Below are 26,861 nucleotides of genomic sequence, written 5' to 3' on the forward strand. Positions count from 1 at the left end.
CAAATAAAACCAATTACTACTATATGTAGTATAACATTATTCTGAAATATTTGCATTCTCTACGAGGAAGTCTGCAACCTGCTCAGCCATGATCTGCTCTCTGTAATCCTCTGAGTCAAAGGATGCCTTGAACTCATCAATGGTGTTGTAGCTTGACTTGAAGTAATTGTCATAGTCTTCCTGGATATACTTATCAATGGTCTCCTGTGAAACCTCGATACCCTCTTTGTTTGCAATCGCCTGAAGAACCATGATCCTCTTGGTCTGCTGGTTAGCAAGGTCATTGAGGTAATCCTCAGGAGTTCCTGTAAGACCGTTATTCTGCATTACTGTCTGAACATACTCTGTCTCTGAAACCTGAACACCGTATGTGTAATAGATCTGCTGAACATAGCTCTTAAGTGAATCCACCATCTGAATGTAGTATCTGTTGTAAAGCTTCTCAGGCATATCGTCTACTGTAGCATTATCTGCTACCATCTCAACAGCTGCGTTCTTGAGGTCCTCATTGTACTGAGTGTCTGCATCAGCTTCAAGCTCTGCACGAAGATGTGCTCTGAACTGATCCATGTTCTCAACATCCTCAAGGCCGAGACCCTTAACCCACTCATCTGAAGGCTCAGTATCTGCAACCTTGATGCTGTTAACTGTTACTGTAAAGATAACATCCTTGCCAGCAAGATCTGCAGCGCCGTAGTCCTCAGGGAATGTGAGGTTAAGATCAACTGTCTCACCCTTCTTAACTCCGATAAGGCCATCCTCAAATCCATCGATAAATGAACCTGAACCGATCACAAGGTCATATCCCTGTCCTGCTCCGCCCTGGAACTCTTCCTTGGTGTCAGCGTATTTTCCAACGAAATCGATATTGGCTGTATCTCCGCTCTCGATAGCTCTGTCAGTAACTTCCTTCATGTTAGGGTTCTGAGAATAAGCACTCTTAAGGCTGTCCTCAACGTCTGCATCTGTCACTTCTGTCTTCTTGAGATCAAGTGTGATTCCCTTGTAATCTCCAAGCTTAACCAGGCTGTCGATGTCAACATCATTAAGTGTTACTGCCTCAAGCCCTGAAACGTCGATACTTCCGGAAGCCCCTTCCGCAGCTGCATCAGCTGTAACCTGTGCATCTGACTGAGCTGCCTCATCGGCTGTAGCCTCTGTTGATGCTTCTGCTGTTGCTTCTGTTGTTGCTGTCTCTGTTGCTGCCTCTTTTCCGCAGGCACAGAGCATAACCATTGATGCTGCCAAAGCAGCGATTATTCTATAGTTTTTCTTCATAATATGTTACTCCTTCAAACAATATTTCTTATACTACCACACTCTAACTTCTTATTAAAGTATTTAATTGCGCAAAACTAAAAAGAATGCTAGAATAGGTAGTGCACTTTTTATTTAGTTTGGAGGATTACATTTTGAGTACAGGATTAATAGTTTTAATTGTAGTTTTAGTTGTTCTGATTGCAGCTGGTGTTGCACTTTTCATACTCGGCAAGAGAGCTCAGAAGAAGCAGGAAGAGCAGCAGGTTCAGCTCGATGCCATGAAGCAGACAGTCACAATGCTGATCATTGACAAGAAGAGAATGAAGCTCAAGGAAGCAGGTCTTCCACAGGCAGTTATCGATCAGACTCCCAAGCTCCTTCGTGGTTCAAGACTTCCTATCCTCAAGGTTAGGATCGGCAACAGAGTGATGAGTCTTATCTGTGATGAGAAGATCTTCGACTCAGTTCCTACCAAGAAAGAGGTTAAGGCTTCAGTAAGCGGTATCTACGTAACAGAAGTTAAGGGCCTTCACGGTAAGGTTCAGGCTCCCGAGCAGAAGAAGGGATTCTTCAAGAATCTCGTTGCTAAAGCTCAGGAAAAGGCCGGAGCAAAAATGGTTAAATAATAAAAAAATATAAATGCGGTGACAACTTAGCTTGCCACCGCATTTTTTATGTCTATAACTATCATCGAACTTGAAACCACCTGTCCTTCAATCTCCAGGTCATAATCCGCAACCAGCTTTATTTCCTCGTCTCCGCCGACCTTGGTAAAGTCAAAGCTCTTGGTCCTTACCTTCATCAGCATGGTTCCGTAGGGCGTTGCATACTCTGTATCATACTCAAGGTCATCGGCAAATGTAAGCGTTGAAGTAGTTGCTCCTCCTCTTACAATCTCCATCTTCCTGCCATCGGCACCTATATGCACCCGATTGTGGACCTTCATGCTCCCGGCTCCGGTATCCTGTTCCTCGTCATATTCGACGATAAAACTTCCGTCCTCCAAAAGCTCATATATTCCCGCTGCCAAGGATTCAACCTTTTCAGTCGGTTCACCTTCTCTTGAATGTATGCCTGTAACATTGACCTCTACATTTCTCTTCATACAATTCACCTGATCATTTGCCGGGATTAATTGGCTTTGTTAAAAAGAGCTCCGGAGCAAGGCCGGATTCTTTGACCGCCTCATAACCTTTTCTGGCATCTTCTTTTCTCTCGTAAACAGCAAAAACAGTTGGACCACTTCCTGTCATAAAAGCCCTTACGGCTCCGTTATCCTCAAGGACTCTCTCTATATCCTTGATAACGCTGTACTTACCTGTAGTTACAGGCTCAAGTACGTTGTGGATCTTGTCACACATTCCTCTGACATCGCCATCCTCAATGGCCTTCCTGATACCATCTATATCAGGATGTTTTTCAATAACATTGCTATCAAGCTCTGTATATACCCAGCCTGTCGAAACAGCTATAGCAGGCTTTGCAACCACAAGATAGAATTCCGGGGCATCCTTAAGAACGGTAAGCTCCTCGCCTATTCCCTCGGATAGAGCCGTTCCTCCAATAATGCAGTATGGAATGTCCGCTCCCAGCTTAACAGCTCTTTTGCACAGCTCCTCTTTGGAAAGCCCGAGATTCCACAGCTCATTCAATGCGAGATACGCTGCTGCTCCGTCGGTGCTTCCTCCCGCCATACCTGCCGCCACGGGAATTCTCTTTTCCAAAGTGATATTTACGCCGGCCTTAATACCAAATTCCTCTTTCAGCTGATTTGCCACCTTGCAGATAAGGTTGCTTCCATCCGTCGGAATGGTCTCGGAATTAGCCTTAAGGGTTATCTCCCCGCCGGCATTATCTTCAAAGGTCAGCGTGTCATATATGTCTACGTTCTGCATTATCATCTTCACCAGATGATAGCCGTCATCTCTTTTCCCGATTACATCAAGTCCCAGGTTTATCTTGGCATAAGCTTTTCTGGTTATCTTCATCTTACGAATCCGCTCCCCTACTGGTAATTTGCAAAAGAAATCTCTACATCCCCCGCTACTTCACATCTTCTCACCATCCATAATCCATTACAAGAAAAAAAATACAAAAAAATTGAAAAATTTTTATTTCAGGGGTTAAGTTTTTCAAAAAATTGCCGATAGTCAGAATAGGTAAACTATAGTTTCGTTTCAGCGCGGTATTAGCTAACCTGTGCGGAAAAGGAGTTCTATATGGGCGTAAACGGAGTTACCGAGGTTACTAACAACATCGCAACGACCTATACTTCAACCGTTAATTCTCCTGTCGAAGACAAGAAAAAAGACAAAGAGGTAGAGGTCAAAAAAGAAGCGGCTGCCGTATACGAGAAATCCGAGGAAAATTCAAGTACCTCCAAGGTTTCATCGAAAGAGACAGACAGAACCAAGATCATTCAACAGCTGAAAGCAGATGATGCGCTTCGCCAACAGCAGCTTTTGGACATCGTCCACAAGATGATGGGCAAGCAGGCCAAGACCTATGGCATTGCAAACAGCGAAAATGATGAGGATTCTATCTGGAAATTCCTTGCAAAGGGTGATTTCACAGTAGACGCAGCTACCAAAGCGCAGGCGCAGGAGGACATTTCAGAAAACGGCTATTGGGGCGTTAAACAGACCTCAGAGCGTATTCTTGATTTTGCCAAGGCGCTTGCAGGAGACGATCCCGAAAAGCTCGAGAAGATGAGATCTGCATTTGAAAAGGGATACAAACAGGCCGAAAAGACCTGGGGTGGAGAGCTCCCTGATATTTCAAAACAGACCTTTGACGCCGTTATGAAAGGTTTCGACGAGCTCACAGGGAAAGTAGAAACTTAATACCGTTGCTAGTAACACAAAAGAGGAAGTGCCGTAAAAAGCTCTTCCTCTTTTTCCTTTTATCACAGTATTTTTCTAAGTTCGTTTATGTCCTCTACGCCGTACTGCTTCATGTAATTCTCGATTCCCTCTATCACATGAATTGTTGCGTAAGGGTCATGGAAGTTCATGGCTCCCACTGCCACAGCACTTGCTCCTGCCATGATAAACTCGATGGCATCATCTCCTGTGGCTATTCCACCCATTCCGATAACCGGGATATCTACCGCATGAGATGCCTCGTAGACCATCCTTACGGCAACAGGCTTGATGGCAGGGCCTGAAAGACCGCCTGTTCTGTTTGCCAGAGCAAACTTTCTTCTGTGAATATCTATCTTCATTCCCGTAATAGTGTTTATAAGTGATATCGCATCCGCACCTGCTGCCTCTGCAGCCTTTGCCATCTCTGAAATACTGGTGACATTGGGGCTGAGCTTCATGATCACAGGCTGCTTTGCGTGTTTTTTGATCTCGGTGGTTATTTCAGTAAGGGCCTTGGCATTCTGTCCAAATGCAATGGCACCTTCCTTTACATTAGGGCAGGAGACATTGATCTCAAGCATATCCACACGCTCATCCGATAATCTCTCTACCACATCAACATAGTCCTGAATACTTTTTCCGCATACATTGACGATCACCTTTGTGTCATACCCTTTAAGGAACTCAAGATCTCTTTTGACAAAGGTCTCGATCCCCGGGTTCTGAAGTCCTATGGCATTTAGCATTCCGCCGTAAACTTCCGCAACTCTCGGTGTCGGATTTCCCTCCCAGGGCACGTTAGCTACGCCCTTGGTAACCACAGCACCAAGTCTGCTTAAATCAACAAAATCAGAATATTCCATGCCGGATCCAAAGGTTCCCGAAGCAGTCATCACGGGGTTCTTGAATTCAACGCCGGCTATATTAACAGAAAGTTTCAAAGCTTCACCTCCAACCATCACATGTCAAGATCGTCAGCATCAAACACAGGTCCATCTGTACATATCCTTGTATTCTTAACCTGTGAGTGCTCATCGATCTCTTTTGTCTTACAGATACATCCAAGACAGGCTCCAACGCCGCAGGCCATTCTCTCTTCCAAAGAAACATATGCCTTCATGCCATTCTCTGAAGCATAAGCCTTGATGGCCCTGAGCATCGGCATTGGTCCGCAGGCATAGATAACATCTGCCTCAAGACCGTTTTCCTTAATAGCATCAATGACATTCCCTTTGGTTCCGATACTGCCATCCTCTGTGGCAATGACAAGCTCTGCTGCCTTCTCAAAATCGTCACGCAGGAAAGTCTCGGCGTTCCTGTATCCCATTACGCAGGTCACAGATGCTGCCTTACCTGCAGCCTTTAGCTCTTTTGCTGTCTGAAGAAGAGGCGGAACTCCGATTCCTCCGCCCATGAGAAGAACTCTTTTGCCCTCTGCCTTATCAAGCGGAAAGCCGTTTCCCAATACGCCCAGAATACTGATGTAGTCTCCCGGCTGATAGAGCGCAAACTCAGCAGTTCCCTGGCCTACTACTCTGTACACCAGCCTGATGGCACGCCTTGCACCATCAACCTCGCAGATGCTTATGGGTCTTGGAAGAAGTGTTGCCTTGCCTGCGGGATACACTCCCACAAACTGCCCGGGATGGGCATCGGCTGCCATCTCCGTCTCAAGCCACATGTCATAGATTCCGTCGGCTAATAGCCTCTGGGAGAGGACTTTTGCCTCTGTTTTCATTTTCTTTGCCATATATCCACCTCAATCAGCTTTATATACTATTTGTCCCCTGCAGATGGTAAAGAATATCTTGCCCGGGAGCTTCTCACCAAGAAACGGGGTATTTGATGCCTTGGAAAGACTCTTGTCAAACACCCACTCCTCATCAGGGTTAAAGATTATCAGATCCGCATTATCACCAACTCTTATGGCTCCTGCCTCAAGCCCGTACAGAGCCGCCGGCTTGGCACTCATGCTAGATAGAAGTTCCATAAGGCTAAGATGCCCGGGCTTTACCAGTTCCCTGATGCCCAGTGCCAGCGATGTCTCAAGTCCTGTGATTCCGCTTGGCGCATCCTTAAAGCTCTTTTCCTTCTCCTCTTTGGAGTGTGGCGCGTGATCCGTCGCGATCATATCTATGGTTCCGTCCCTCAGACCTTCGATTATCGCCTGTCTGTCGCTCTCAAGGCGAAGGGGCGGATTCATCTTGGCCAGAGTGCCGTGCTTTCTTACCGCATCCTCTGTCAGCGTAAAGTGGTGTGGAGTTGCCTCCGCAAAGACCTTGACCCACTCTCTTCTTGCCTGTCTTATAAGATCCACCGACTCAGCTGCACTTATGTGCTGAACAACTATTGTTGCGCCGGTCTTTCTGGCTATTTCGATATCTCTTTTGACCATGGAGATCTCGGCTTCCCTGGGAGATCCTGTAAGACCGAGCTCCGCTGCCACTTCTCCGGCGTTGATTCCGTTTTCTGAAATAAATGAAGGATCCTCCTCATGAAGGCTTATTACTCTGTCAAGCTCTGTTGCCTTCTCGCACGCCCTCTCCATCAGCGCTGCATCCATAATGGGCTTACCGTCATCGGTGAAAAGAACTGCTCCCGCCTCTTTAAGCTCTTCCATCGGCACAAGCTCTTTTCCCTCCATATTCATGGTGACGTTACCACAGGTGTAGACGTTGATGCCGGTCTTACTGCCTCTTTCCAGCACGTCCTTTATTGTAGCCACATTGTCCATGTGGGGATTGGTGTTGCCCATCATTATGACGCTGGTAAAACCGCCCTTGGCTGCTGCCCTCGCTCCTGTTTCAATGTCTTCTTTATAAGTGAATCCGGGATCTCTGAAATGAACGTGCCCGTCCACAAGGCCCGGAGCCACAATGCATCCTCCGGCATCTATCTCTGTATAGTCGTCGCCTGCCTCCATCATGGAGGCGCTCTCTCTTGCTATCTCATCAAGACTGCCACACAGTCCTATCCTAACGATTTTCTCTTTATCTATGAGGATGTCAAAAACACCCTCTGTCTCAGTAGCAGGATCCATGATCCTTCCGTTCTTTATCAGCAGCATGCATGCCTCCTTCGTGGTACGCTCTTATATACTTTAACATAAAACGAGAAATCTATTCCATTTTTGCGCTTCTCATGAGAAAATAATAACGGAAAATTTTCTAAGAAAGGCTCAAATAAATGATTCGTACAATAATTATTTTTATATTTCTTGTTATTTTCCTGATCGTCTCACTTCCGATGCAGCTGGTGCTCTTTATCATGCACAAGTTCAATGACGACAAGGCAAGGAAAGCATCCCTGGCAATTGTCAGCTGGGCATTCAACGTGATACTGTTCCTGGGCGGAATTAAGCGCATTGTCATCGGTGAGAACAACGTTCCCAAGGATGAGGCAGTTCTTTATGTCAGCAACCACCGCAGTATCTTTGATATCGTTGTCACCTACCCAAGAGTTCCGAGACGCACAGGCTATATCGCCAAGCAGGAATCCATGAAGCTCCCTGTTATCAGCTTCTGGATGGTATATCTCGACTGTCTTTTCCTCGACAGGTCAGATATCAGAAAGGGTCTTGAGATGGTGCTCACAGCCATCGACAAGGTCAAGAACGGCATTTCAATCTTCATCTATCCCGAGGGCACCAGGAACAAAACCGATAAGCCCCTGGGCGAGTTCCACAAGGGAAGCTTCAAGATTGCTCAGAAGTCCGGCTGTCCCATTGTTCCCGTAGTCGTTAACCACACCAGAGACTGCTTTGAGAACCACATGCCCTGGATCAAGAAGACCACGGTTGTCATTGAGTACTGCGAGCCCATCAGGATAAAAGAGCTTGAGAAAGAAGACCAGAAGAACATCGACCAGTACGTTAAGAACATTATCGAACAGACTTATATCAAAAACGAAAACCTGGAAATCTGATAAATCAGGATATACAGACATAGAAAACCGCTTTGCATCTCCCGTAAAGGTGATACAAAGCGGTTTTTGTTTACATCTTGCTGCCCTTGGCACCTCCGCCAAGCTTAACTCCCTCAAGAACATTGGTCTCAAAGGAATATACAACCTTGTGATTTTCTCTGTCTGCCTTAAGAGCCAGCTGGATCATGTTGTCTAAAAGGTGCTCATACTTCATTCCAAGAGGCTCCCAGAGGTAGAAAGCAAGGGATCCCGGAATGGTGTTGATCTCGTTAAGGTATACCTCATTGGTATCCATATCGATCATGAAGTCGATTCTTGATACGCCTGAGCATCCAAGAGCAATAAAGGCATCAACAGCCATCTTTCTGATCTTGTCTCTCATTTCTGAAGTGATGTCTGCAGGGATCTTTCTCTTAAGAGAAGCCATTCCCTTAGAGCCGCTACTCTTAGCTCCGCCCTTGGAACCACTGATATATTTATCTTCAAATGAAAGGATCTCGTCTGAGTTTACAGGCTCCTCGCACTCGGAAGCCTCTGCTGATTCATAATCACCAAGAACTGAGCAGTTGATCTCCTTGAGGTTTGTGATAGCACGCTCAACAAGGATCTTCTTGGAGAACTCAAAGCCAAGGTCAAGAGCCTCTAAAAGCTCGTCCTTGTCCTTGGCAACCTTGATACCGATACTGGAACCAAGGTTCAATGGCTTAATGATAACGGGATATGTAAAACCTGACTCGATCTTTGAAACAAGGCTGTCAACATCCTCGTAGTCCTTCCAGGTGTAGCACTTGCAGTCAAGAACAGGAATTCCGCTGTCCTTAAGAACTGTCTTCATTACGTACTTGTTCATTCCTACTGCTGATGAGAGAACATCGCAGCCAACAACAGGAAGTCCCATTGTAGCCAGGTATCCCTGAAGTGTTCCGTCCTCAACATTGGTTCCGTGAACAATAGGGAATGCAACATCAACAGTTGAGATGACGTTGTTTCCGAACTTCTTCATAGGGTATCTCATAAGAGAAACCTTATCTCCCTCCTTAACAAAGATAACCTGAGTGCTCTTTGCAAGAAGTTCTTTGATGTGGGTGTACTCCTCGATGTTTCCGATGGAGTCTCCAACATAGAAGTCATTGTTCTTGGTCATATAAACAGGGATAACATCATACTTTTCTTTGTTGATATATCCGATTGCCTGAATTGCTGAGATGATTGATATCTCATGCTCTGTACTTTTTCCGCCAAATAATACTGCTACCTTCAGCTTCATTTTGTTCCTTCTTTCATCTTACATACTAAAAATTTACTTATAGTTATCCGGAAGATCATTCTCAAGTAGTATAACCTTTTCTCTGCCTGCGTCAAGTTCATACATTAAAGCGCTGGCTTCGGTAAAGGTATTCTTAATGAAAATCTTCTCGGGATCAAAGCCCGCATCGACTGCACCCTTTTTGATATCAGCACTGTTTACCGCCCCAACAAGGATCATGTAATCGCAAACTTCCGCTGCCTGAGCACCGAATGCAGTGTTGTACTCTTTTGATTTATCTCCCAGTTCAACCATACCGGGTGTAACCAGGATCTTGACGCAATCCTCAAAGAGCGAAAGTGTTTTAAGAGCAACCTTTGCTCCGTTTGGATTGGCGTTGTAAGCATCATCAAGGATTGATACGTTGCCGTGCTTAGTCAGCTCAAGTCTGTGCGGAACCGACTGAAGTCGTCTTACAGCCATCTTAAGCTTGGTCATTGAGATTCCGAGAGCGTTTGCACAGGCAATTGCTCCAAGGATGTTCTGTACGTTATGCTCACCCACAAGCCTTGTGTTAAACTCTGCGCTCTCTCCTTGTGGAGAAGTTACTGTAAACGTTGTTCCTCCGCCTGTGACCTTTACATTTGTGGCTCTGTAATCGCACTCCTCAGACATACCGTAGGTAATGGCATCTGAGTACTTCATGTTTTCTCTTATAACTTCATTGTCATAGTTTACAAACTTAAGGTGTTTGCCTTCCTGTTTCCCGCCTTCTGCCTTCTCTTTCTCATCAACAGCATCGAGAAGTTCGTACTTGGTGCTGATGATATTCTCCATTGAATGGAAGGTCTCAAGGTGCTGAGGACCTATAGATGTGACAATTCCGTCATCAGGATGAACGATATCCGTGATCTCTTTTATATCATGAAGATGTCTTGCGCCCATCTCACAGACGAAGATCTCGTGAGTCGGCTGCATGTGCTCTCTTATGGTCCTTACTATACCCATTGGAGTATTGTAGCTCTCGGGAGTCATGAGAACTCTGAAGCCTTCTGATAAAAGAGTGGTCAGATAGTACTTAACGCTGGTCTTGCCGTAGCTTCCGGTGATACCTATAATGCGAAGTCCCTCGTGTTCATTAAGTATCCTTTTGGCATCATCTATGTACCACTTGCTGATCCTCTTCTCAATAGGCTTGTTGATAAGGTTTGCAAGAGCAGTGATAAAAGGAATAAGTCCGCAGTAGAACACCATTCCAAAGATTGCAAAGAACATTGCCTTGGTAGAATCTGCGCCGGAGCTTATTGCTACCAGATAAGGCACCAGTGAAAAGATAAGTGCAAGCACTACGTAGGTCACAAACAGTCTCTTTACTCTGTCGGTCACTACAAACTTTTTCTTGGCCTTTCTGGGAATGTTTGCAATTATCAGTCCTATAAGGATCGGGCAGATGGCGATTGCAGCCACAAGCTGAATTCCCTTTTGAACGTTAAAAATCGGGAACGCCAAAAGTACACTTACGATGAACAACAAATGAAATAAAGGCTTAACCCAGTTACCTCTGAGGAACCTGAAGTACCCCTGAAACTGGTAGCTGGAAAGCTGCAGCATATGTGTATAAAATCTGAGAGCCAAAATCGCCAGGCATATAAGCGGCAACATAATAATGATCATCTAAAACTGCTCCTTACATTTCGATTCCAAGGAAGCTTCCAAGGATCTTGTAGAAAAGATACGGGTTATCAAGGAATGAATAGTGTCCGGCGCCTTCAATAACAGCAAGGCCTGCTTCCGGCATCTCTTTTTCCATCTTCTGTCCATCGGATAAAGGAGTTGCTGTATCCTTATCTCCCCAGATCAGAAGCGCCGGCATTGTTACTGACGGCATATAGGGAACCAAATCCTCGTTCACCACCTTTACAAGACTCTGCCTCATAACGGGAGATGCTGCTGCGTAGTCCGCACTTCCGAATTTCTTCTGAAGAGCATCAATTGTTCCGGGGAAAGCCTTGGCAATTCCGGTCTTGGTCAGGATATTCTTATAAAACTTATATCTCTTTGTTCTCTTGTTCTGGCCCTCTGTCTTAACCGGCTTAACTCCGGCAGCATCAGTAAGCACAATCTTGGGAATCGTAAATCCAGCGCTGAGCCTTCCGTCCTTAAGTCCCGATGCGAGCTTGATGATGATCCTTCCTCCCATGGAGTGTCCAAGGAAGATGATCTCTTTCTCCTCGGGATAAAGAGTCCTAATAAACTCCAGAACAAAGTCCACATAATCATCCACATTCATGGACTCTGCCGGCTCATCACTCTTACCAAAGCCGGGCATATCCATGGCTACAACATGGTACTTCTTCTTGGCGAAATTTATGACACCCTTAAAGAGCTCAACGTTGGAGCCCCAGCCGTGAAGCATTATAAGAAGTGGCCCGTTTCCCTCGTCTATATAGTTGATATTTAATCCATTAATTGTTGTATTCATGACCCATCCATATTAACACCAGTGGCGTTACTTTTCCAGTACACTCAGCATAAAAATCAGCATCGAATCGCTCCTTGGATCGCCTGCGATTCCAGCCTTGCCGACCTCCTGGTATGTTCTCTCTGTATCCGTTGTCACATAGTTGATGGCATCCGGGTTTCTGCCCATAAGGAAATGTGCATGATCCTCGATTATGGTAGTGTACTCATAGTTGTAAATAATGTGGTCCGTGATAGTAAGACACATCATGTCCCTGAGCATCTTATCAAAGTTATCCTTATTTCCAAGGTCCGTCACCAGATAGGTGGACTTCGATGCCCGTGATGCTATCTTCTCAGACTTCTTCATCAAAGCCTTCATGAGAATCCTGCACTCCTCCACATCCACAGCATGATTGATGGACAGATATGTCACGCCTCCGATAAACACGTTGTCATCTGTAGCAAAGAGCTCGAGGAAATCATCGCTCTGGAAATATGCATTTAAAACTTCGTTGTAAGCTTCTGCTCCCGTAGCTCTGTAAAGCTGCGCTGCTGCCTTGAATGCAGCTGTGTTGTCCATGGCTTTCTGATTGTTTAAATAACAGCTGTAAGCTCTGTCGGCAGCCTTTAAGCAGGTTGTGGCAAACTCCGCATCATACTGCTGATATGTGTAGCTAAATCTCGCCATCATTGAGGCAAAAGAGATCGTGGCTTCCATGGACACCGGTGTCACAATTACCGGAGTATTGATGGCCTCTCCTCCTCTGACCGGATTCGTGAGCGCCGCTGCATACTCGCCTCCGGTCCTTGAATCCTGCATCTTTAGGAGCCACTCCACTTCGTACTTTACTTCGTCGAGAATATCCGGGATCCCGTTTCCACTCTCCGGAATACCCATATCATCCGTAAAGGCAGAAGGGTTCATCTCAAAGGCAAGAAGAAGGTTTTCTGCAATGTTGCTCCCAAGAGCTGTATCTCTTCCTGCCGACTCATCCATGTGCCAGCCACCGGTTACATCAATCTCTGTCGAAGGGTCCTCCTGAAGATGCGCCGGCTGTGTGTGGCAAGCGCTGTGGATGTTATCCCCTGCATAGTTTTCCGAAAGCGCTATTCCGCATCTGTTGATGTAATACTTCTTACACGCCTTGTTAAACACGTCCTTAAAGGCATTTTCACTAATGGTAAAAGAGTATGACTCTCCCACTACATCCGTGCTGACAAAGTAGCTTCCTTCCTCCTTGAGATCGGTGAAGTAGCCCAAGCTGTCATACTCATCAAGTTCTTCGTTATATACAGATTTTAATATCTCTCCGGAAAAGACCTTTTTGCCGCTCTCAAGTTCATAGACACCGAAGGTCTTCGGCAGATCTTCTCCCCTGAAAACAACAGCCTTCTCTGATCCAAGGCTGTATCCCACCTGGTCCACCATTATTCCGGGAATCTGCTGAGGAGCTTCATAGTCTACTAAAGATGTGGCACTGCCCGAGACTTCAGAAACCTCCGTTGTCATTTCAGCAGAAGAAGCGCCGCAGCCTGCGACGCTTCCCAAGATTATCATTGTTAATAATGATGTCACTACTTTTTTCATACTATTATTTTACGCGGTTGAAGTTTATAAGACAACCGTCGAGGATTATCTGTCTCTCATCATCTGTGAGATTACCAAGCTTTAATGAGAACTCCTCAAGTTTACCATCCTTTACAGCAAAGGCCTTGATGTCATCGCTCTTTTCGGCTACTGCTGTTCTGATGCCCGGAAGGAAGATGTAATCCTTATTCTTAAATGGCAGCTCGCCTTCCTTAATAATGAATGGAAGCATACCCCAGTTGATAAGGTTTGATCTGTAACGCTTTGTAGCGTATTCGTTGGCTACGTTAGCCCAGCCTCCGAGTACCTTCTGGCAGGATGCAGCCTGTTCTCTTGCTGATCCGTCACCGGGCTTAACAGCAAAGATAGTTGATCCAAAGCCAAGGTTTGAATTGTTGACGTCAGGGAACTGCCCTGTGATCGCATCCATTACGCCCTTAAGTTCGCCCCATGCGCTGATTGGATCACCGCCCTCTGTCAGTGCTTCCTGGGCTGCCCTGATCTCTTTTGCAAGGCCTACATAATTAGGGTCCTTTCTTGAGAGTGTAAACTCTGCAAGACCAAGAGGATTGGATCTGTAGGATGAAGTCTCACCTGAAGGGATGAGCTCATCTGTTGTTGTAACGGGGTCATGGATCTCTGATACAACCCTGAGCACAAGGTTCTCAGGAAGTGCACTCATCTTGGGCCAGTCTTTGATGTTCGGACCAAGAACCAGTTCAACTGATGGATCTGCCTTGCCCTGTGAATCAAATACTCTGTTCTTATAAATAGCACTGTCAAAGTGATATTTGTACTTATTAAGCTCTCCGTCAAACTCAGTTGCAGGAGTAAGAACTCCCTGATTAGCTGCTGTTGCTGCAATTGAACGTGCATCCATGAGTGCAACGGAAGCAACCTGTCCGTTCTGAACCTTAGAACCTTCTCTGTTCGGGAAGTTTCTTGTGGAGTGCCTGATACTGAAGGCGTTGTTGGCAGGTGTATCTCCTGCACCAAAGCAAGGTCCGCAGAAGGCTGTCTTAAGGATCGCACCGGTCTCAAGGATTGTAGCTGCTGCTCCGTTCTTGACGATCTCCATGTAGATAGGTGTTGATGCAGGATAAACACTTAAGGTGAACTTGTCATTTCCGATGAAGTGTCCCTTAAGAATGTCAGCTGCAGCACAGATATTCTCAAATCCGCCGCCGGCACAGCCTGCGATGATTCCCTGATCAACCATGAGCTTGCCGTTCTTTATCTTGTTCATCAGTGAATACTCTATCTTATCGCCAAAGCTAACCTTAGCTCTCTTCTCAACATCAGCTAAGATGTCAGCAGCATTGGCATTGACCTCAGCAATCTCATATACATTACTTGGATGGAAAGGCATAGCGATCATAGGATTAAGTGAATCCAGATCAACCTTAACAAGGCCGTCGTAATATGCAACCTTACCGGGCTTAAGTTCCTTGTAATCGCCGCTTCTTCCGTGGATGTCGTAGAACTCTTTTATCTCATCATCAGTTTCCCAGATAGATGTAAGACATGTAGTCTCAGTAGTCATAACATCTACGCCGATACGGAAATCTGCGCTGAGGTTCTTGACACCGGGTCCTACGAATTCCATAACTTTATTCTTAACATATCCGTCGCCGAATACCTTACCGATAATGGCAAGAGCAACGTCCTGAGGACCTACTCCCTTCTTGGGCGCACCCTCAAGGTAAATAGCAACAACTCCGGGCATATCAACATCATAGGTCTGGCAAAGAAGCTGCTTAACAAGTTCCGGTCCGCCTTCACCGATAGCCATGGTACCAAGTGCACCGTATCTGGTGTGGGAGTCTGATCCAAGGATCATTCCGCCGCCGGTTGCCATCATCTCTCTTGCATACTGATGAATGACAGCCTGATGAGGTGGTACATAAACTCCGCCGTACTTCTGAGCTGCTGTAAGACCAAAGACATGGTCGTCCTCATTGATGGTACCACCTACTGCGCAAAGTGAGTTGTGGCAGTTGGTGAGCACATATGGAATGGGGAACTTCTCAAGGCCTGATGCCCTGGCAGTCTGAATAATACCAACATAAGTGATATCGTGTGAAGCAAGCTTATCAAACTTGATGCAGAGCTTGTCCATATTGTCAGATGTGTTGTGCTCTTTTAAAATTCCGTAAGCAATTGTGTTCTTCTTGGCGTTTCCGATCTCGTCCTCTGTAACGCCCATAGAGGCCAGTGCAGCCTTAGCTTCGTTGTCATCAGGAATAACAGTGCTTCCGTTTACAAGGTAGCATCCCTTATCCAGTGTGGTTACCATCGCGATTCCTCCTAACCTTTTTATCCGCTATACATGTATACAATTATCCATAGCCACCATTTTAACATTAATCCCGGGGACTGTGTAGGATGTTTTTTACTGTGCGTTATAAATTCTCTGAATCTGACCGGTTATCCTCTCAAAGCCGACTTTCATAAGCTCTTCTCTGAATTCCGCGACTTTCTTTTCCGGTGATTCACTGTACTGGCCCGTTGCAATCTGCGGAATATACTTATCAAATACTTCCACAATCGGTCCCAGCTGTGCATTTATCTGAGGTGTGGAAAAAGGTACTCCATCCCATGGATAATCGACAGCCACATGTTCATAGCTGTCCACCAGAGAGTAGTATTCATCCCACGAGTAGCCTGAATCCGGGATCTCATACTCATCCCTTCTGCCCCACCAGAAATTCGTGACAATGCCATCCTTACTCTCGTTATATCCACTGGGCTTTTCAAGTCTTCCATCCGGAGTCAGTTCGTATTGAACGCCCTCTATGCCGAACCTCAGAAGTCTGTAACACTCCTCGTCGTTCCTTAGCATATCGTAGACCATCAGCGCTCTCTCTGGATTCTTGGACCTTGCAGAAACAGCCATCGCTCCGTGCAGATTGCTGACCCTCATCAGTGTTCCGCTCTCCCTGCCAAACCAGTAGAATCCCAGCTTCACCTCGGGCATTGAAAGCTTCATGGATGGTTCTATTATCGTATAGTAGTTCTGAGTGTGATGCTGTATTACAGAAGTCTCTCCTCTGTAAAACTCCTCCTCATTATCACCTGCCAGTGTAAGATTTTGTCTCCATACTCCAAGCTCATTCCACTCTTTCATGAGCCTTGCATATTCTATTAGTTCATTGCCGGTGTAGTAGGGAGAAATGATCTTGCCCTTGTGATCAAGGTCTTCTCCCCATATTCCGTAGGTGGTAAGCTCGTAGATAGGCACATATTTTTTGGTTGACATGAGATATCCCAAAGTAGCTATGCCACTGTTTCCGTTGTTATCCCATGGAATCATATCCGGATGATTGGCCACAACGCTCCTGAAGTATGTATCAAGATCATCCCAGGAAGCAACTTCAGAAAGCCCCGCTTCCTCAGCAAGGTCTTTTCGATAAACAAAGCCATGATTGGTCCACTGAGTATATTCATTTTCCGGGATCAGATAGATGTTTCCGTCATAGCTGCCATCCTGCCACTGTGACTTTGTGACATTGGTGTAGGTGATGCCACAGTATTCTCTTAGCATGTCCTCAGTAAGAGGCATGAAATTTCCGTTTATTATGTTGGGCCAGGCGTCGAGCCAGTCAGTTCCCGTTGCAACAAGATCAATGGAAATATCATCAGAGCTTACGGCTCTGTTATAGTTTCTGAGATAATCATTCCAACCGACGTAAAAGATATCCAGCTTAGCGTTAAGCCTTTTGACCAGTATTTTGTTCAGCTTCTCTATGGCCTCTTCGGTCCTTCCGTTGGTTGGCTTATCTCCGATGGTCAGGTAGGTGATGGTGACAGGATCTTCTCCAAAGTCAATTTCATCTGCTGCCTTACTGTGCAGATAGTGACCTTTTTCCTCTGCTCCGCAGGCAACGAGCCCCAGCATCGTTATGACAAGTAGAATTGCTGCAATTCTCTTACTCACAGGTGTTACCTTTCTGCTCTTTTTCAGCCTTATTCCTTGCTCTCAGTTCCACGAAAAATTCTTTTAAGAGAGCGCTGCACTCTTCCTTCAGAACGCCTTTTTTAACCTTGACCTGATGGTTAAACTCAGGGTTATTTAAAATATCCATGACAGAACCGGCGCATCCTGCCTTGGGATTCTCGGCAGCCATGATAACCTCCGGGATCCTGGCCTGAACTATGGCTCCGGAGCACATCTGGCAGGGCTCTAAGGTGACATAGAGTTTACACCCTTCCAGCCTCCAGTCCTTCATAAACTTGCCGGCCTTTTTGATGGCTGTTATCTCAGCATGGGCAAGAGGAGTCTTGTCAGTGTTTCTCCTGTTGTATCCTCTTCCTATGATCTTGTCCTCATAGACAATGACACAGCCAATGGGCACTTCCCCCAGCGCATATGCCTTTTTTGCCTGAGAAAGGGCTGCCTTCATATTTTTAATATCTTTTTTCTCTTCTTCTGTTAACGTAACTCTATTCATAAATCATACTAAAATGGTAGAAATTCCCAAATCTTTTTGCTATTATGTTTTTACGACTTCACATTTATTATATGTTTTTTAACTGAGGTACACAATGAAGATATCCACAAAAGGCAGATACGCCTTAAAGGTAATGACTGATCTTGCACTCCACAACGACGGAGAATATATTGCGTTAAAAGATATAGCTGCTCGCCAGAACATAGCGGTCAAATACACAGAACAGATTGTCTCTGTCCTTGGAAAAGCAGGCTATGTTGAAAGTATGCGAGGAGTAAGCGGAGGCCACAGACTTGCCAAGGCTCCCAGTGAATATGTTATAGGTGATATCCTGCGAACGATGGAAGGCCAGCTGGCTCCGGTGGGATGCACTGCGGACATAAAGGGCACCACCTGCCCCATGTCAGAGAGCTGCTCCACTGTATCCTTCTGGAGAGGTCTTGATAAAGTCATCAACGAATATGTTGACAGCTTTACCCTGCAGGATTTGATTTGACATTAGACTGAAAAATAAGTATATTAGTATAGCGGTTTTGTAAAGGGTGTATGTAGCAGTCCTTCCGTGCTTAAGCGGGTCTTATGCAATGGAAATCTGCGAACCGTGTCAGGTCGGGAACGAAGCAGCACTAAGTAGAACCTTTCATGTGTTGTAAGGTCGCCTACTTAGGCCGGGAGTAAACGTACATGCATCCTTTACAAGGCCGCTTTTTATTTCTTGCTCTCTAAATATCTCATGTAGCTGACAACCATCATGGCAATCTTGAATGTCAGCGCATCATCGAATTTTCTCACATCAAGTCCACAGCTCTTTTCAAGCTTCTCAATCCTGTAGACAAGTGTGTTTCTGTGTACAAAGAGCTGTCTGGAAGTCTCTGAGACATTGAGGTTATTCTCAAAGAACATGTTTACGGTGTTTAATGTCTCTTCATCAATTTCCTCGGGAACCTCGCGTCCACCGAAAATCTCATCTATAAAGAGTTTGCAGAGACTCTCGGGAAGCTGATAGATAAGTCTTCCTATACCAAGTGTGTTATAGGCATTAACTCTCTTTTCAGCATAGAAGATCCTGCCGACTTCAAGGGCCATCTTGGCTTCCTTAAAGGACTTACTTAAGTCTTTAAGCTCATCAACGATCGCGCCATAAGATACGCGAACATTGAGCATGGCCTCTGTATTCATCATATCCACAATGGTTGTAGAAATTCTCTGGACATCATCATAAGTCTGGTTCTTCTGAAGGGTCTTTATCAGGATGACGCTGTTTTCGTCAACTGCGGTAACAAAGTCTCCCGAGTGAGTACCGAACATTCCGCCCAAAAGCTCTTGAGCAGTGTTATCCCTGGCGTTTCCTGTCTCAACTAAAATGATAACCCTCGGAGCATTTACTTCGATCTTGAGCTTTCTTGCTCTGTTATATACGTCGATCAGGAGCATATTGTCCAAAAGCAGATTCTGGAAAAAGTTGTTCCTGTCAAATTTTTCTTTATAGGCCACAATAAGGCTCTGGAGCTGACTTACACCGATCTTGCCCACCATATAGGCATGCTCGGAATCGCCCTTTGCAAGAAGTACATATGCAGGTTCTGTCTCATCAAGGATCTTGAAAAGATGGACGTCTCCTATTACCTGGGAATCAACAGGTGAATGGGCAAAACTCGTCACTATCGAAACATCCAGAAAATCTCTGTCGCTGGTAGATGCAACTTCTGAGCCGTTTAAATCCATTACACAAAGCTCAACCTTAGTAATGGCGCTAAGTTCCTCAATACTGCTTTTAATAATCTGTGAAGAAATCATACTTATAACCCCTTTCAACAGTGAAAAACCCTCTATATTCTGAGTATAACACGCATTTGCCCAATTCACAAAACAGGCGAATAAAAAAGAGCTGCGCCAAAAGCGCAGCTCTTAAAACTTCATATTAGTTTGTGATTGCGAGCTCTGTTTCCTTATCAAAGATATGGATCTTCTCAACATCAAATGCAAACTTAACCTTGTCGCCAGGTCTTGCTGTTGTACGAGAATCAACTCTTGCTGTGATAGGGAACTCAGCGAGATCGAAGTACAGATAAACTTCTGCACCAAGAAGCTCGTATACGTTGATTGTTGACTCGAATACAGCCTTAGATGTGCTAACAACCATCTCTGAATCATCAACATCCTCAGGACGGATACCGAATGTAACGGTCTTTCCAGCGTAGCCACCATCGATAACCTTCTTAGCCTTTGCAGGTGGAAGCTCGATTGACTGTCCGGCAATCTTGAGGGAAGCCTTGTCGCCGTTTACTTCTACTTCTGCATCAAGGAAGTTCATCTGAGGTGATCCCATGAATCCAGCAACGAAGAGGTTGCCTGGCTTGTCATAGAGGTTCTGAGGTGTATCTACCTGCTGAACAACACCATCCTTCATAACTACGATTCTTGTACCAAGAGTCATAGCCTCTGTCTGGTCATGTGTTACGTAGATGATTGTTGTGCCAAGTCTCTGGTGAAGCTTAGCGATCTCTGTTCTCATCTGTACACGGAGCTTAGCATCAAGGTTTGAAAGAGGCTCGTCCATAAGGAATACCTTAGGGTTACGAACGATAGCACGTCCCATAGCAACACGCTGTCTCTGTCCACCTGAAAGAGCCTTAGGCTTACGATCAAGGAGCTTCTCAAGATCAAGGATCTTAGCAGCATCTCTAACCATCTTGTCGATCTCTGCCTTAGGAACCTTACGAAGCTTAAGGCCGAATGCCATGTTATCATATACAGTCATGTGTGGATACAGAGCGTAGTTCTGGAATACCATGGCGATATCTCTGTCCTTAGGCTCTACGTCGTTAACTACTCTGTCACCGATCTTAAGTGTTCCTGAAGAGATATCCTCAAGTCCAGCGATCATACGAAGTGTAGTAGACTTTCCACATCCTGAAGGTCCTACGAAAATGATAAATTCTTTATCCTCGATATTAAGGTTGAAATCTTTAACAGCCTCGAAACCGTTAGGATAAACTTTAGTTACATGCTCAAGTGATAAACTTGCCATACCGATTAATCCTCCTATTTGTATAAAGCTTTTTGCCTATGTAAGAAAGTATATATTCCCCATTGTTTATTGGCTATTCACCAATTTCACAAATATTTTATTTTTCCTTAGCCAATCTGCCAAGAAATATTCGAATTGACACCATTGTTCGAAATGTTGACGAAGAAAAGAAAATAACACTGTGCAATTTGTATATTGCTTTATTCTCAGAAAGATAATACTCCCTTTCCAACAACCTTTGATCTTTCAAGAGCATTCTTTGCAGAGATCACTACATCCGGCACATTTCTTCCGTTGTCCGGATAGATTGCAGCCCCTGCATTTACGGTAATTTCCTTATCCGCATCGATAAATCTGGTGTCGTGTAAGAAAAGCTGCATCTCATCGGTCTGCTTTCTGATATCCTTCTGGTCATAGATATCTTTCAAAAATACCATGAACTTGTCATCTTCGAACCTTGCGACAATATCCGTGGATCTGAACCTTCCGTCCAAAGAACTGGCAAATTCCTTGAGCTTCTCATCAGCAAAAGCATCTCCTTTGTTCTCCCTGGCTTCTTTAACATCACTAAGTTCAAGCAAAAACAGAATGCCTCTTTTGCCCACTTCCGCCTCTGTATATTTTTTGATCTCAACCATGGCCGATTCTCTGTTCAAAAGGCCGGTCAGTTCATCCTTATCATGAGCTTCATATCTCTTTTTCCTAATGCGCTTTTCAATACGGTCACTAAGAAAATGCGAGATCAGTACAAATACAATAAGAAAGGCAGATGCAAGAAGCATCCTGAAGGCCTCTGCGCTATAATCGTTCATGGTTTCTCTTGTCATGGCTTCCATCGCGCTTTCCCTGACAAATACCACTGCTCCACCGCCTACCGATGCAAAAGGTATCACAAAAACATATCCATAGTCCTGTACCTGGCCCATGTAAATGTTCTTTTGTGAAATGCTTAGTTTAATTGTATCTTTTGAAATACCGGGAGGAAGTTGCTCCCAAAAAGATGCCGATTCGCTGAAATCATCAGCTCTTTTACCTTTGCCATCAGCCAGAATATCTCCGTTTATAGTAACAACGGCAATTTTATCCATAATATACTGTTCTCTGAACATCTGATTGACAAGTGTATCAATCGGAAGTGTGGCCACCAGATAGCCACGATCTCTGTTAGAAAATTTAACACCGGAAACAATAAGGCACTCGGTGTTCCTTGCGTTTTCGCTTCTGTCAGGAAGCACCATCCCGGTTCCGCCTTTGGAATACTCGGAATTTAAAATCGGAAAATACTCTTCGGATCCGATAGAGATGTCTTTTCCCAAATAATCATAACCCTTGCCTTCTTCATCGCAGACAAGGGCATTGGTCAATTCCGTTCCATCGACAATATCTTTAAGAAGAGTTTGTATCTGATTATCATTGTAGTTCATGACATAAAGGGACATAGCTTTACCGGACATGGTCATGGCTGACATCGCCTCGCTCATAACAATGTCCCTATCACGAACTTCTTCTCCAATGGTAAGGGCCATTTCCGTAAGCTTGGATGAAGCTGCACGACTGTAGATAATGCCTCTGTATACGCTCAGGATTACAGCCACAGCTATAAAGTACAAAACAGTCGGAATCAGCCATCTCAGATGAGATCTCTTCATACTTACCTCTCTTCGTCAGTACCCTCTTCGTTGTCGATCTTCTTTATTGCGTTTTCAAGCTCCTGCTCTTCTGTTAATGTCTCTTCCTTGGGCTCGAACTTTTTGAACGTGTCATTGTAAAGTGCTGCACATAGGTATGCCGGACCTGCGATACCCACAAGGATCAGGATCGGCACTACCTTCATCTCAAAGAAATAAAGGAACAAAAATGGAAGCAGTGTAACGATGGCCATAGCAAAAGTTCTTGGAAGTGCCATTATTGAAACCAGGAATGCATTCTTAATGGTTCCGGTAATCTTGTTTACAAACTTGGACTGAAGAGGATATATATAAAGCGATGCCAAGTACAAGATAATTCCCACCGCCATAGTCACATATTTAAGCACCGGGCTCTGACCCCTCATAAGAAGAAAATCGATTACGATTATTCCACCGGCTGCAAACTGGATTATCTGAAGGATCATACTCTGAACAAAGTTCTCTTTAAAAGACTTGAAAAAGGTCTTTGTAATATAACTTTCCTCTTCCCTTACTATCTTAAGCAGTACAAAATGCATCGCTGTAAGCGCGGGACCAATGGGGATTGAAACAACAATGCCAACCAGCCACGCCCAGAACACGTAGCTAAAAACGACTCCCTGAGAAGTTGCTGCCTGTTCATCAAAAAGAATAGCTCCCAACATAAGATACTGCTGTACGATTAGCGGAATAGAAAAAATCAAAACCAGAATATTGAGCCACATAACATCCGCAAACTTGTTTAATCCCCTTATAAGAGGACTGTCCAGATCAAAAAACTTTCCCATTACTAAATTACCCTTTTCCGTTTTAATTCTTAAGTAGTAGTTCCATCGGCGTAAACCTTATGCCGTCGGCAACAGTTTCGCCCTGCAAGTCTTTAAAGCCCTTTTTGTGGTAAAACTCCACTGCATAGGGCGATGCGTTGACAGTCAGTCTGTCTATCCCCTCCTCTGTGACTGCATATCTGCAGACAAAGGTAAGAAGGGCGCTGGCCACTCCGTGCTTGTGGTATCGCTCATCCACAAACAAAAGAGAGATATGCTTCTTTTCACGCAAAGAAAGCATACCTACATATTTATCATTGTCCACGGCTACAAACAGCTGATAATGGCCTGCCACGAACATTTTTCTCAGCATATCATCATTGACGAATTTGTAAAAATTCTCAATTCCTTCCTGAGAATAGTCAGGGGCGTCGAACCTTACAAAGGTATCCCATGCAAGCTTCATCGCCCCGTCCCAATCAGAATGATAAGCACACCTTACCATTATTTTTGATGTATCAATTACCTGATCCACTGCCTGCTACTTTCTTGATCCACTCATACTGATCTGCAAATACCTGTTCTCTGCCTATCTCCTGCTGAAGCTCATGACGCATTCCGTCATAAAGCTTGAGCTCAACGTTCTTGATCTGGAGATCGTTCTTGTAGATATTGTAAAGCTTCTCAGGTCCCTCGCCGTAATTTCCGACAGGATCCTCTTTACCTGCAGTGATGAGGATAGGAAGATCCTTAGGAATATCTTCCATCTTGTCAGTGTCCTGAATTCTCTTAAGGAGCTCAGCCATTGTCTTGAATCCGTTTAATGTAAATACAAAGTTACATGCCGGATCGGCAACGTATTTATCAACGCTGGCTTCGTTGTGAGAGAGCCAGTCCTGCTGAGTTCTTGGGTTAGGAATCTTCTTAAGGTAGCCCTTGAACGCCATGTTGTTTACCATGGTGCTGCGGTACTTCTCGCCCATAACCACCTGGAGGAAGTTAACAAGGCCGCCAAGGCTCTTAACTGTTCCGCTTGGCATGTAGGCTGTTCCCTGAATGATCGCACCCTTGATACCTGTTCCGTATCTTGTGATGTACTCTCTGGCAACAAATGAACCAAAGCTGTGTCCAAGGATAAAGCATGGAACTCCCGGGTAATCTTCCTGGGTCATCTTTTTAAGTCTGTGTGCATCACGAACCAGAACCGTTGCAGGATCGTTCTTGCAGAAGTAACCAAGTGTCCCTCTTTCTCCGACAGAACCGCCGTGTCCAAGGTGATCGTTACCGATTACAAGAATTCCTTTCTCAGCCAGGAAATTGGCAAACTCATCATAGCGGTCGATGTATTCCTGCATTCCGTGGATTATCTGCAAAATGGCAACAGGTTCGCCCTCCGGAATCCATCTAATCGCATGAAGCATAGTTTGTCTGTCTCGTGATTTGTAAGTCAGTTCCTCTTTGCGTACCATTTGGAATTCCTCCCCAATAAGAAATGATTATATATATATAATACTACAGATTGTTACGCTATGGTCTTACAAATTGCTTATTTTCAGCATATCTCAGCGCCGGCAGGCATATCCTTCTCAGGTGTCATAAGAGATAAGTTACCTTCTGCATCTTCTGCGCAAAGAAGCATACCCTCTGAAAGAACTCCTGCAAGCTTGGCAGGCTTAAGGTTTACCAGAACCATTACCTTCTTGCCGACCATCTCTTCAGGTGAGTAATATTTTCTGATACCTGAAACGATCTGCTTAACCTGGCTTCCGATCTTAACCTGTGAACAGAGGAGCTTCTTTGAATTCTCAACCGCTTCGCATTTAATGATCTCGCCAACCTGGAACTGCATTGCACCAAACTGGTCAAAAGAGATCTCGTCCTTGGCAGGTATATCGATAGGCGCCTTCTCATCGCCGCTCTCCTCTTGAGGTTTCTCTACAGGTGCTGGTGCAAGACCGGCCTTAGCAAGATTGATGGCTGCCTTCTTCTGTGACTCCTCAAATTCAGCCTTCTGCTTTCTTGTGATCTCTGCTGCCTTCTCGAGAACGTCCTTTAAGTCTTTTCTTGCAAAGAGCATCTCAGGAGCTTCAGAAACTTTGGTTCCGTTTGGAAGCTTGCCGAATTCTCCGAGTGTATCAAAATCTCTCTCAGGAGATGAGAGCTGCTCTCTGATCTTCTGAGCTGTCTCAGGCATAAACGGATCAAGGAGTGCTGCGCCGATTGAGATGGACTCTACAAGGTTATAAAGAACTGTTGAAAGTCTGTCCTTCTTAGCCTCGTCCTTACCAAGGATCCATGGCTCTGTCTCATCAATATATTTATTGCATCTCTTGAAAAGAGTGAATATCTCTGTGAGAGCATCGGCAACACGAAGCTCATCCATCTTCTTTTCTACTTTGTCATAGCAGGATGTAACAACTGCCTTGAGATCGTCATCAACAGCCTCTGCAACGCCCTTGTCAGCAACAACGCCACCCAGGTACTTGTTGCTCATTGCTATGGTTCTGTTAACAAGATTGCCCAGGGTATTGGCAAGGTCTGAGTTGAATCTCTCAACCAAAAGTTCCCAGGTGATGACACCATCGTTGTCAAAAGGCATCTCGTGAAGAACAAAGTACCTTACAGGATCAACACCAAAGAGGCTTACAAGGTCATCTGCATAGATAACGTTGCCCTTTGACTTACTCATCTTCTCGCCGCCCTGTAACAGCCATGGATGGCCAAAGATCTGCTTTGGAAGTGGCTCACCAAGGGCCATCAGGAAGATAGGCCAGTAAATTGTATGGAATCTGATAATGTCTTTTCCGATAAGATGAAGGTCTGCAGGCCAATACTTCTTGTAGAGGTCTGAGCTGTTTCCGTCCGCATCGTAGCCGATACCTGTGATGTAGTTGGTAAGGGCATCAAGCCATACATAAACGACGTGCTTGTCATCAAAATCTACAGGAATTCCCCACTTGAATGAGGTTCTTGATACGCACAGATCCTGAAGTCCGGGAAGAAGGAAGTTGTTCATCATCTCATTCTTTCTTGCTACAGGCTGAATGAACTCAGGATGTGTGTTGATATGCTCGATAAGCTTGTCAGCGTATTTGCTCATCTTGAAGAAGTATGCTTCCTCTTCGGCAGGATGAACAGGTCCGCCACACTCAGGGCACTTTCCGTCAACAAGCTGAGACTCTGTGTAGAAAGCCTCACACTCTGTACAGTACATTCCCTTATAAGAGCCCTTATAAATATCGCCCTGGTCATAGAACTTCTTGAAGATCTTCTGAACCTGCTTAACATGGTCCTCATCTGTTGTTCTGATGAACTTGTCATAGGATGTATCCATGAGGTTCCAAAGACCCTTGATGGTATCGGATACCTGATCTACAAATTCCTTGGGGCTGCTGCAGCCGGCCTCGATGGCTCTTGTTTCAATCTTCTGGCCATGCTCATCAGATCCTGTCTGGAAGAACACGTCAAATCCGTCTTTTCTCTTATATCTTGCAATTGCATCCGCAAGCACGATCTCGTAGCTGTTTCCGATGTGGGGCTTACCTGATGTGTATGCAATAGCTGTTGTTATATAGTATTTTCCTTTATTTTGCACTTTGA

24 protein-coding genes and 1 other RNA gene are annotated in these 26,861 nt (G+C 45.0%); 5 read left to right on the forward strand and 20 right to left on the reverse strand.

Translation table 11 applies throughout. The annotated features are described in order from the left end of the window. Nucleotides 1-36: 36 nt before the first annotated feature. Entirely contained in the window at nt 37-1,278 is a 1,242-nt protein-coding gene (gene tig / locus G633_RS0103330; RefSeq protein WP_026519061.1) for a trigger factor, read from the reverse strand. A 134-nt stretch (nt 1,279-1,412) separates the two neighbouring features. Between tig and G633_RS0103335 the strand changes: the two genes are divergently transcribed. After that, nucleotides 1,413-1,886: a hypothetical protein gene (locus G633_RS0103335; protein WP_022767802.1), complete on the forward strand. Its 474-nt coding sequence runs from the start codon at nt 1,413-1,415 to the stop codon at nt 1,884-1,886. A 26-nt stretch (nt 1,887-1,912) separates the two neighbouring features. On the opposite strand, the gene G633_RS0103340 is transcribed toward G633_RS0103335, so the two are convergent. Further along, a complete protein-coding gene (locus G633_RS0103340; RefSeq protein WP_026519062.1) occupies nt 1,913-2,365 on the reverse strand; it encodes a DUF1934 domain-containing protein in 453 nt (150 codons plus the stop codon). Nucleotides 2,366-2,378: 13 nt separating this feature from the next. After that, the gene (gene ispE / locus G633_RS0103345) at nt 2,379-3,248 is read right to left on the reverse strand and encodes a 4-(cytidine 5'-diphospho)-2-C-methyl-D-erythritol kinase (RefSeq protein WP_026519063.1); all 870 of its coding nucleotides are present in this window, start codon (nt 3,246-3,248) and stop codon (nt 2,379-2,381) included. Between the two features lie 231 nt (nt 3,249-3,479). Here ispE and G633_RS0103350 point away from each other — a divergent pair, with 231 nt between their 5' ends. Beyond that, nucleotides 3,480-4,103: a hypothetical protein gene (locus G633_RS0103350; protein WP_026519064.1), complete on the forward strand. Its 624-nt coding sequence runs from the start codon at nt 3,480-3,482 to the stop codon at nt 4,101-4,103. Nucleotides 4,104-4,165: 62 nt separating this feature from the next. On the opposite strand, the gene G633_RS0103355 is transcribed toward G633_RS0103350, so the two are convergent. From G633_RS0103355 to G633_RS0103365, 3 genes are read right to left on the reverse strand one after another with little or no spacing between them, the layout of a single operon-like run. Further along, complete coding sequence (locus tag G633_RS0103355) at nt 4,166-5,065, reverse strand: dihydroorotate dehydrogenase (RefSeq protein WP_026519065.1); 900 nt, start codon at nt 5,063-5,065, stop codon at nt 4,166-4,168. 17 nt (nt 5,066-5,082) lie between these two features. Continuing rightward, entirely contained in the window at nt 5,083-5,874 is a 792-nt protein-coding gene (locus G633_RS0103360) for a dihydroorotate dehydrogenase electron transfer subunit (protein ID WP_026519066.1), read from the reverse strand. A 9-nt stretch (nt 5,875-5,883) separates the two neighbouring features. Further along, nucleotides 5,884-7,191, reverse strand: coding sequence for a dihydroorotase (locus G633_RS0103365; protein WP_026519067.1), 1,308 nt, complete (start codon nt 7,189-7,191; stop codon nt 5,884-5,886). A gap of 119 nt (nt 7,192-7,310) precedes the next feature. Here G633_RS0103365 and G633_RS0103370 point away from each other — a divergent pair, with 119 nt between their 5' ends. After that, the gene (locus G633_RS0103370; protein WP_026519068.1) at nt 7,311-8,048 is read left to right on the forward strand and encodes a lysophospholipid acyltransferase family protein; all 738 of its coding nucleotides are present in this window, start codon (nt 7,311-7,313) and stop codon (nt 8,046-8,048) included. Between the two features lie 70 nt (nt 8,049-8,118). Here the strand turns inward: G633_RS0103370 and G633_RS0103375 are convergent, their stop codons facing one another. The 7 genes from G633_RS0103375 to tadA all read right to left on the reverse strand — a co-directional run bounded on the left by G633_RS0103375 (nt 8,119) and on the right by tadA (nt 17,796). Next, entirely contained in the window at nt 8,119-9,315 is a 1,197-nt protein-coding gene (locus G633_RS0103375) for a D-alanine--D-alanine ligase family protein (protein ID WP_026519069.1), read from the reverse strand. Nucleotides 9,316-9,348: 33 nt separating this feature from the next. Then, nucleotides 9,349-10,968, reverse strand: coding sequence for a Mur ligase family protein (locus G633_RS0103380; RefSeq protein WP_051199879.1), 1,620 nt, complete (start codon nt 10,966-10,968; stop codon nt 9,349-9,351). Nucleotides 10,969-10,981: 13 nt separating this feature from the next. Next, entirely contained in the window at nt 10,982-11,776 is a 795-nt protein-coding gene (locus G633_RS0103385; RefSeq protein WP_026519071.1) for an alpha/beta fold hydrolase, read from the reverse strand. Between the two features lie 27 nt (nt 11,777-11,803). Continuing rightward, nucleotides 11,804-13,345 carry a glycoside hydrolase family 9 protein gene (locus G633_RS19050; RefSeq protein ID WP_081664671.1) on the reverse strand — a complete coding sequence of 514 codons (1,542 nt, stop codon included), beginning with the start codon at nt 13,343-13,345 and terminating at the stop codon, nt 11,804-11,806. A 4-nt stretch (nt 13,346-13,349) separates the two neighbouring features. Beyond that, nucleotides 13,350-15,641: a hydratase gene (locus tag G633_RS0103395; RefSeq protein WP_026519073.1), complete on the reverse strand. Its 2,292-nt coding sequence runs from the start codon at nt 15,639-15,641 to the stop codon at nt 13,350-13,352. 96 nt (nt 15,642-15,737) lie between these two features. Continuing rightward, on the reverse strand, nt 15,738-17,282 hold the full coding sequence (locus G633_RS0103400; RefSeq protein ID WP_026519074.1) for an ABC transporter substrate-binding protein: 1,545 nt from the start codon (nt 17,280-17,282) through the stop codon (nt 15,738-15,740). Continuing rightward, nucleotides 17,275-17,796: a tRNA adenosine(34) deaminase TadA gene (gene tadA / locus G633_RS0103405; protein WP_051199883.1), complete on the reverse strand. Its 522-nt coding sequence runs from the start codon at nt 17,794-17,796 to the stop codon at nt 17,275-17,277. The genes G633_RS0103400 and tadA overlap by 8 nt, the downstream gene beginning before the upstream one ends. A 94-nt stretch (nt 17,797-17,890) precedes the next feature. Here tadA and G633_RS0103410 point away from each other — a divergent pair, with 94 nt between their 5' ends. Together G633_RS0103410 and ffs are read left to right on the forward strand one after the other, a co-directional pair. Further along, nucleotides 17,891-18,292: an RrF2 family transcriptional regulator gene (locus G633_RS0103410; protein WP_022764778.1), complete on the forward strand. Its 402-nt coding sequence runs from the start codon at nt 17,891-17,893 to the stop codon at nt 18,290-18,292. Between the two features lie 7 nt (nt 18,293-18,299). After that, nucleotides 18,300-18,508, forward strand: an RNA gene (ffs, locus tag G633_RS19670) — signal recognition particle sRNA large type. Here the strand turns inward: ffs and G633_RS0103415 are convergent. From G633_RS0103415 to metG, 7 genes are all read right to left on the reverse strand, one after another. After that, nucleotides 18,505-19,593 carry a PucR family transcriptional regulator gene (locus tag G633_RS0103415; protein ID WP_026519076.1) on the reverse strand — a complete coding sequence of 363 codons (1,089 nt, stop codon included), beginning with the start codon at nt 19,591-19,593 and terminating at the stop codon, nt 18,505-18,507. The genes ffs and G633_RS0103415 overlap by 4 nt on opposite strands. Nucleotides 19,594-19,717: 124 nt before the next feature. Further along, complete coding sequence (locus G633_RS0103420; RefSeq protein ID WP_022767818.1) at nt 19,718-20,827, reverse strand: ABC transporter ATP-binding protein; 1,110 nt, start codon at nt 20,825-20,827, stop codon at nt 19,718-19,720. 206 nt (nt 20,828-21,033) lie between these two features. Beyond that, the gene (locus tag G633_RS0103425) at nt 21,034-22,476 is read right to left on the reverse strand and encodes a GGDEF domain-containing protein (RefSeq protein WP_026519077.1); all 1,443 of its coding nucleotides are present in this window, start codon (nt 22,474-22,476) and stop codon (nt 21,034-21,036) included. Between the two features lie 2 nt (nt 22,477-22,478). Continuing rightward, nucleotides 22,479-23,282 carry a YesL family protein gene (locus G633_RS19055; RefSeq protein ID WP_051199885.1) on the reverse strand — a complete coding sequence of 268 codons (804 nt, stop codon included), beginning with the start codon at nt 23,280-23,282 and terminating at the stop codon, nt 22,479-22,481. Between the two features lie 22 nt (nt 23,283-23,304). Next, a complete protein-coding gene (locus tag G633_RS0103435) occupies nt 23,305-23,727 on the reverse strand; it encodes a GNAT family N-acetyltransferase (RefSeq protein WP_081647068.1) in 423 nt (140 codons plus the stop codon). Between the two features lie 52 nt (nt 23,728-23,779). After that, nucleotides 23,780-24,730 (reverse strand): alpha/beta fold hydrolase, encoded by a 951-nt coding sequence (locus G633_RS0103440; protein ID WP_022767822.1) that lies wholly within the window; start codon nt 24,728-24,730, stop codon nt 23,780-23,782. 83 nt (nt 24,731-24,813) lie between these two features. Continuing rightward, nucleotides 24,814-26,856, reverse strand: a complete 2,043-nt coding sequence (gene metG / locus G633_RS0103445; protein WP_026519078.1) for a methionine--tRNA ligase — start codon at nt 26,854-26,856, stop codon at nt 24,814-24,816. Nucleotides 26,857-26,861 lie beyond the last annotated feature (5 nt).

This window comes from Butyrivibrio sp. FCS006 (assembly GCF_000424525.1).
Taxonomy (GTDB): Bacteria; Bacillota; Clostridia; order Lachnospirales; family Lachnospiraceae; genus Butyrivibrio.